Below are 4,631 nucleotides of genomic sequence, written 5' to 3' on the forward strand. Positions count from 1 at the left end.
ATCGAGCTGTGCCGCAAGGAAAAAGTAGATTTTATCGTGGCTGTAGGCGGCGGCAGCGCCATTGATTCGGCCAAAGCCATTGCCGCCGGCGTCCCCTATGATGGGGATTTCTGGGACTTCTATGACGATCAGGGCGCCCGTCCCGCCATCGAAACCGCCCTTCCCGTAGCCACTGTGCTCACCATCGCCGCGGCGGGCAGCGAGGGTTCCGGCGACACCGTGATCACCCGGGAGGAGGGCATGGTCAAGCGGGGGGCTGGCAGCCCCGCCCTGCGTCCCAAGTTTTCCATCATGAACCCGGAGCTCACCATGACCCTGCCTCCCTATCAAACGGCCTGCGGCGTAGTGGACATTATGGTTCATGTCATGGAGCGCTATTTCACCAACACCCCCGATGTAGAAATCACTGACCGGCTGTGCGAAGCAGTCCTTTTGACCATGGTAAAGGAGGCTCCAAAAGTTATCGTCAACCCCAACGATTACGAAGCACGGGCCAATATTATGTGGGCAGGAACTGTGGCCCATAATGGTATCTGCGGCGCCGGCCGGGAGGAGGACTGGGCCAGTCACAACATTGAGCATGAGCTCTCCGCCCTCTATGACTGTGCCCACGGCGCGGGCCTGGCGGTCATCTGTCCGGCTTGGATGGAATACGTTTCCCAGCACCACGAGGCCACCCGCATCGCTCAGATGGCAGTCCGGGTCTTTGGATGCCAAATGGACTTTGCTCATCCGGAGAACACCGCTAAAGAGGGCATCGACACCCTGCGCCGGTTCTGGAGTTCCCTGGGCATGCCCACCAGCTTTGCGGAACTGGGCGCCAAGGAGGAGGACATCCCCACCCTGGTGAAGAACCTGCACCTGGGTCAGCGCAAGATCGGCGCTTACCTCCCCATGACCGAGGAATCCTGCGCGGCCATCTATCATCTGGCTTGCAGATAAATTCCCAAAAGCAAAAAGCCATTGACTTAAAAAGTCAATGGCTTTTTTATTGTGTGACAGTAGAGATTTACCCTTTGGCGCAGCGGGCCGCAAAGTCCCCGGCGGCGGCCAGCTCCTCCTTGGTGGGATGGCCCATCCGCATAAAAAACAGGAAGCTCCCCGCGCAGGAAAATTCTTCTTCCTCTACCGGGATGCCCTGCTGGGTCAGGATGTCCCGCAGATCCGGCGGAGCTGCCGCCTCCGTAGCGCTCAGGTGAAACAGCGCTACCTTTTTCACCCGATCCGGCTGCAGCGTTTTTGCAAATTCCAAAAGCTCGGGAGAAAGCTTTCCGCCATAGATACCGCTGCCTAAGAAAAGCAGGTCCGCTTCTTTACACTGTGCAGCCTCTTTCACCGGCACCGCCTTCACCCCCAGGGCTGCCGCCATGGCCTTTGCCACCTTTTTGGTTTTTCCAGTCATGGATGCGTATACTACCGCTGCTTTCATCTGGATCTGCCTCCGTTCGTCATGGTCTTAGGGGTAATCGATGCCGGCTTTTTCCGCTTGGCTGTGCTGATATTGCCTCTGAATTCGGTACATGCGCCCATCTTTGATCAGCCGTGCCCCTGTTTGTTTAAAGTGAAAAGGGATTTCCTCTTTGATACACTGGCCCCGCAGGTCCAAAATCCAGTCGAAATCACAAGGGCGGGCATCGTTGCCCGACTCTCCTCCTGCCACCAGCTCCTCTACCCAAGGCCCCAGATAGGGCCGGAGATTGATTCTCTCCAGCAGCGGCTCACAGATGATGATCTTGTGCCGGATGGGCGCTTCCCGATAGATGGGGAGACGGTAGTCCGCCCGATCTTGATTTTCTACCGTGCAGCAGATGGTCACATGTTCATAGCCCTCGCCCCAATCTTCCGGCAGGCAGATGGAAAGCCGGTCGATCCTCTTGGTAATCATGAGAAAGTGAAGATCCCGCCGCTGGGCGATCATCTTCCAAGCTTCCTTTCTCCAAGGATCGGCGTCGGGAACAAAAAAGTCGGAAGAAAAGCAGGTGTACACTAGCTCTCCCGGAGGGATTTTGTATTCCCCGTTCCGTTTTTTCTGCACCGGAAGGCGGAAGGCCGCGGTCTGGGTGACGACCGAACTGTCCCGGCCATAATTTGCATCCATCCGGTAAACATAACAGTGCTGGCAGCCGGGACTTATCTTGTGGCAGCCGTGCCAGGGATTCCAGCCAGCCATCTTCATTCCCCTTTCTGTCTATTTTATCCTATCGCCCGGGGCTGATCTTTCCGGATTAAGTATAATTTCTCTCAATTTTTTGTCAAATTCTATTGACTCTCCCCTTACGTCATAGGGTATGCTAAGGATATGGAGCCGCTGGTATTGCCGGCGGCGGGCGGAATACCGCCCATTTGCAAATGCCATACGAGCCAGACAAAGGAGGGCTTGCGATGAGAACGGTCAAAGAGGTATCCCGTCTTTCTGGAGTCAGTGTGCGCACACTGCACTATTATGATGAAATCGGACTGCTTTCCCCCACCAAAACCACCCAGGCGGGATACCGGCTGTATGACGACGCGGCCCTCTCCCGTCTGCGGCAGATTCTCTTTTTCCGGGAGTTGGATTTTCCTCTGAAAGAAATCGGGGAAATCCTTTCTGACCCCTCCTTTGACGAGACCAAGGCGCTGAAAAATCACCGGGCGCTGCTGTGCCTGAAACAGCAGCGGCTGGAGAGGCTCATCGACCTTATCGACCGCATTCTGAAAGGAGAGAACATACAAGATATGAAACCGTTTGATCAAAGTGAAATCCAGGCCGCTAAGGAAAAGTACGCGGCCGAGGCAAAAGAGCGTTGGGGTTCCACCCCAGCCTTTGCCCAAAGCCAGAAAAAGGCGCAGGGCTACACAGATGCCCAGTGGCAGTCTATACAGCAGGAGATGGACGAGATCTTTTCCGGCTTTCACCGTCACATGCAGCAATCCCCCGATGCTCCCGAAGCCCAGGCGCTGGTAGGCCGCTGGCAGGATCACCTGAGCCGGTACTACTATGACTGCACCCCGGAAATCTTAGCTGGCTTGGGCCAGATGTACACGGAGGATGAGCGCTTCCTTCAAAACATTGACAGCCGTTATGGGGCTGGAACCGCCGCATTTCTCAGCGCAGCCATTGCCGCCTATGTAAAATAGTCCAGGTCCTGTAAAATCTGGCGGATGACACTGAGCTCTTTCTGTGGTATACTGTCCTTTCGAAAGGATGATTGATATGAAAAAATTTGTACCGCTGGAAAAGCGGAGCAAACGTCAGCAAAGGGAATGGTACAAAGCCCGCAGAAAGACCTGGGGAGATTTTAGCCCCGTCACCCGCCGGCCCGAAAATCCAAAAGCATACAAGCGCAAAAAGGTTGGACGAAACGATGATTTCGGCCAGCCTTTTTGTTTTGCCTTGATGTTTTTTATTTGCCCAGAACCTTGACATAAAAACGGCGGTGACGGGGGCCGTCAAATTCGCAGAAATATACTGCCTGCCAGGTTCCCAGCACCAGCTGTCCCTTTTCAATGAGCAGGGTAGCGCTGGATCCCATCACTCCCGCTTTCAGGTGGGCGGCAGAATTGCCCTCCACATGCTGAAATTCCGGCCGGTCAGGATAGGTTTGATCCAGCGCAAAGAGCAGATCGCTGACCACATCCGGGTCGGAGTTTTCATTGATGGTGATACCCGCTGTGGTGTGGGGGGAGTAGACCACACAGATGCCATCCTGGATACCGCTTTGCGCCACCCCTTGGGAGACCTGCCGGGTAATATCCGCCATCTGCTGCCGCCGTGTAGTCAGTGTAAATTCATAGATCATGTCGCTCCCCCTATTCCCCAATGATTTTGATGAGGGCATGTTTGTCCCGCTTTCCGTCAAACTCGAAGTAGAAAATCTGCTCCCAGGTGCCGAAATCCAGCCGGCCATCTGTCACGGCTACCACCACTTCCCGGCCCATGATGGTCCGCTTTAGATGGGCGTCGCCGTTGTCTTCAAAGCCATTATGCCGGTATTGGCTGTAAGGCTTTTCCGGCGCCAATTTTTCCAGCCAGACCTCATAGTCATGGTGGAGGCCGCTTTCATCGTCGTTAATAAAAACACTGGCGGTGATATTCATGGCGTTGACCAGGCACAGCCCCTCTTTGATACCGCTTTCCCGCAGGGCCTGCTCTACCTGTGGGGTAATATTGACAATTCCCCGCCGGGCCGGCAGGTGAAAATGCAGTTCTTTCCGATAAGATTTCATTGTCATTCTCCTTTCCTTATTGGGATAATTATATCATATTTGTTTCATTCCCCATAGGTGTGTCTTTCATTTCTGAAAAAGAAGGTTGTACGCATTTCTCAAACATTTTGCTTTGCTTTTAAGTCAAATTATCAAAAATATGGACATCTTTTTTTAATAATTCTCTCCTGTCACCAGATTATCCCCCGACTCATTCCACTAATTGCACAAAAATTATAAATAACTTTTCTTTTATTTAACCTTATTTTGGAAAGTGATATGATTATAATTAAGTAGTTGTGAAGATTTTTATGCTTTTGCAGAAAGTTATGAAGCCTCTATCCCAATGTCTTCACAATCATCTGGAGAGAAGAAGGAGTGAAGTGCAAATGCAACCGATGAAAAAGCGGAGAAGAAACCGGCTGTTTTCCCTGGTGCTGGCGTTG

Annotated in this window: 7 protein-coding genes; 3 read left to right on the forward strand and 4 right to left on the reverse strand. The window is 53.1% G+C overall.

What is annotated here, in order from left to right; all coding sequences use genetic code 11:
* Window positions 1–942 (forward strand): iron-containing alcohol dehydrogenase (locus tag ACZ25G_RS05055; protein ID WP_463681754.1); only part of this gene is annotated, 942 nt, incomplete at its 5' end.
* Window positions 943–1,009: 67 nt separating this feature from the next.
* Here the strand turns inward: ACZ25G_RS05055 and ACZ25G_RS05060 are convergent.
* Together ACZ25G_RS05060 and ACZ25G_RS05065 are read right to left on the reverse strand one after the other, a co-directional pair.
* A complete protein-coding gene (locus tag ACZ25G_RS05060; protein ID WP_463681755.1) occupies window positions 1,010–1,429 on the reverse strand; it encodes a flavodoxin domain-containing protein in 420 nt (139 codons plus the stop codon).
* 27 nt (window positions 1,430–1,456) lie between these two features.
* Entirely contained in the window at window positions 1,457–2,170 is a 714-nt protein-coding gene (locus ACZ25G_RS05065; RefSeq protein ID WP_342681961.1) for a DUF5131 family protein, read from the reverse strand.
* 212 nt (window positions 2,171–2,382) lie between these two features.
* On the opposite strand from ACZ25G_RS05065, the gene ACZ25G_RS05070 reads away from it, so the two are divergent.
* Both ACZ25G_RS05070 and ACZ25G_RS05075 read left to right on the forward strand, forming a co-directional pair.
* Entirely contained in the window at window positions 2,383–3,117 is a 735-nt protein-coding gene (locus tag ACZ25G_RS05070; protein ID WP_463681756.1) for a MerR family transcriptional regulator, read from the forward strand.
* A 67-nt stretch (window positions 3,118–3,184) separates the two neighbouring features.
* Window positions 3,185–3,403 carry a hypothetical protein gene (locus ACZ25G_RS05075; RefSeq protein WP_463681757.1) on the forward strand — a complete coding sequence of 73 codons (219 nt, stop codon included), beginning with the start codon at window positions 3,185–3,187 and terminating at the stop codon, window positions 3,401–3,403.
* On the opposite strand, the gene ACZ25G_RS05080 is transcribed toward ACZ25G_RS05075, so the two are convergent.
* Both ACZ25G_RS05080 and ACZ25G_RS05085 read right to left on the reverse strand, forming a co-directional pair.
* Window positions 3,384–3,779, reverse strand: coding sequence for a secondary thiamine-phosphate synthase enzyme YjbQ (locus ACZ25G_RS05080; protein ID WP_191482056.1), 396 nt, complete (start codon window positions 3,777–3,779; stop codon window positions 3,384–3,386). The two genes, ACZ25G_RS05075 and ACZ25G_RS05080, sit on opposite strands and share 20 nt — an antisense overlap.
* Before the next feature lie 10 nt (window positions 3,780–3,789).
* Window positions 3,790–4,206 carry a secondary thiamine-phosphate synthase enzyme YjbQ gene (locus tag ACZ25G_RS05085; RefSeq protein ID WP_191482057.1) on the reverse strand — a complete coding sequence of 139 codons (417 nt, stop codon included), beginning with the start codon at window positions 4,204–4,206 and terminating at the stop codon, window positions 3,790–3,792.
* Window positions 4,207–4,631: the final 425 nt, after the last annotated feature.

It is taken from the genome of Zongyangia sp. (genome assembly GCF_965361945.1).

Coding starts and splice junctions, on each gene's coding strand:
- ACZ25G_RS05060 (WP_463681755.1), bottom strand. CDS start 1,429: ATGAAAGCAGCGGTAGTATACGCATCCATGACTGGAAAAACCAAAAAG.
- ACZ25G_RS05065 (WP_342681961.1), bottom strand. CDS start 2,170: ATGGCTGGCTGGAATCCCTGGCACGGCTGCCACAAGATAAGTCCCGGC.
- ACZ25G_RS05070 (WP_463681756.1), top strand. CDS start 2,383: ATGAGAACGGTCAAAGAGGTATCCCGTCTTTCTGGAGTCAGTGTGCGC.
- ACZ25G_RS05075 (WP_463681757.1), top strand. CDS start 3,185: ATGATTGATATGAAAAAATTTGTACCGCTGGAAAAGCGGAGCAAACGT.
- ACZ25G_RS05080 (WP_191482056.1), bottom strand. CDS start 3,779: ATGATCTATGAATTTACACTGACTACACGGCGGCAGCAGATGGCGGAT.
- ACZ25G_RS05085 (WP_191482057.1), bottom strand. CDS start 4,206: ATGAAATCTTATCGGAAAGAACTGCATTTTCACCTGCCGGCCCGGCGG.